The organism is Enterobacter sp. ZOR0014 (genome assembly GCF_000798855.1).
Lineage (GTDB): Bacteria > Pseudomonadota > Gammaproteobacteria > Enterobacterales > Enterobacteriaceae > Enterobacter > Enterobacter kobei.
On the sequence record NZ_JTLF01000376.1, the window covers coordinates 1 to 1,655 of the forward strand.

The 1,655-nt window shown below is 55.5% G+C and carries 3 protein-coding genes; all 3 read left to right on the forward strand.

Translation table 11 applies throughout. The features are described from left to right. Window positions 1-645 precede the first annotated feature (645 nt). Complete coding sequence (locus L977_RS21420; protein ID WP_022650017.1) at window positions 646-918, forward strand: hypothetical protein; 273 nt, start codon at window positions 646-648, stop codon at window positions 916-918. Between the two features lie 45 nt (window positions 919-963). Beyond that, entirely contained in the window at window positions 964-1,323 is a 360-nt protein-coding gene (locus tag L977_RS21425) for a hypothetical protein (protein WP_022650016.1), read from the forward strand. A gap of 87 nt (window positions 1,324-1,410) precedes the next feature. Beyond that, on the forward strand, window positions 1,411-1,655 hold a 245-nt coding region (locus tag L977_RS21430), incomplete at its 3' end, for a hypothetical protein (protein ID WP_047626891.1).

A 1,655-nucleotide genomic window follows, 5' to 3' on the forward strand; every position in this document is an offset into this window, starting at 1 on the left:
GAACATCTGCTGTTAATTCACGCTGTTGCGATTAGTCTGCTGAAGCTGTGCTTCAGAAAGGACTTTTCCGAGTGCCTCATCCTGTCTGTTTTGATCGATATCCTGCTGGTTAGTTCTCTTCGCTGCAGTTCCGTGATGGCCAGAGCCAGAAAGACGGGCAGGGCAATGGCCACCTTCGGCTCCTGGCCCGCGTGGCGGTCCAGTCGTCGAGCCCCACTCCGCCAGGCAGCTGCTTACGCACCAGCCAGTCTCCGCCGAACCCGCAAGCGGTTTCGGGCTATCGCTAGGGTCTGATGGCAAAGGTCAACAACTGCGGCTTCTCCGGCCGTACCGTCCGGAACGCCTTCACCGCGCCGGCGAAGCCGTCGCTCTAATGGCGACACGCCGTTCCGACGTGTCGGGTGTGTGCAATCCTGTTCACCCGCGTGAGTCCATCCCCCGTGTGTCCTCACGCGGAGGGCTGGTCGTAGCACCGTCAGGTCGTCATCCAAAGGGTTAAATGAACGCCGCCAAAACTTTTTGCAAGGGACTGCAAAAACTTTTGTCTGCGCCCTTTTCCTGCCGCCCCGCCGTCGCTCCTTTGCCCTTTGCCGCGAGAGAACTCACCAGGGAGATGGGCAACCATCACCACAGGAGAAAACCAGGATGCACACACGAAACGTCAACGTCAAAACCGCCGCTCAAGAATCTTCCAGGAAGATGGAGGAAGAACAAAACCCTGTTTCTGTCGCGAAGGAGTGGGTGGCTCAGGCCACCGCGCTGAAAGAGGGCGTCACTGTCACCGTGTCCGATGTGTCCCGATACGGCGATGTGCAGGTGGAGATCCGCACCAACGGAACGCTTAACTGGCGCGCCTGGTCGTTTCAACCTGATTTTCTTTTTGAACTGAAACGCAACCTGCAATACGTACAGCTGTAACCCCACGCCGGATATCCGGCATGTACTGATAAAAGGAGATAAACCATGCATTTACACACGACTGATTCTTTCGCTTCTCTTGATTCCAGCGCCAGCGCCGAATCGGAAATGGCCTACTGGCTGAGCCGTGAAAAGTCCGCACTGATCGCCCCCGTGGAAATCGATGTGAATAAATTCCACGATGCGGCAGGAATGCACCCACCGATGATCAACTGGCGTTGTGACACCGCGCAGGACACTGAAACCTTCATGCTGGCAGAGATGATCTGTATGAACGTGACGGACATTTTTGTCCGTATTGGAAAGCGTTATTTCCGCGTACGTGATTACAGCAACCTGAATCACGCCGATATCGTGGCGAAGGTGAAAGCAGCATTCAGCCCTGAGAGCCAGAGCCAGAAATGAAAAAAGCAGGCTTACGCCTGCTCCATCCACGCCGGATTTGAGCGATTCCAACGAAAAAATCCGGCTTTCACTAAAAGGAACAAACCCATGCAATTCAGTGAAGTTTCGATTGTTACACCAACCGCCCTCTATGTCCAGATGCAGGAGGCTCAAAACGCGCCCGTGAAAAAGCAGGTGCGTATCAAACGCGGTGAAATCGCCTGCAATGCCCTCAGTCCGGAAATGCGGGCACTGGGCCGTCATATTGCGCACTGCCGGAAAAAGGGGCGATCCGTACGTATTCCCGCCATGCGCGGGAGCGAGTGGGGTCATGTGCTGCGCACGCTTGAACT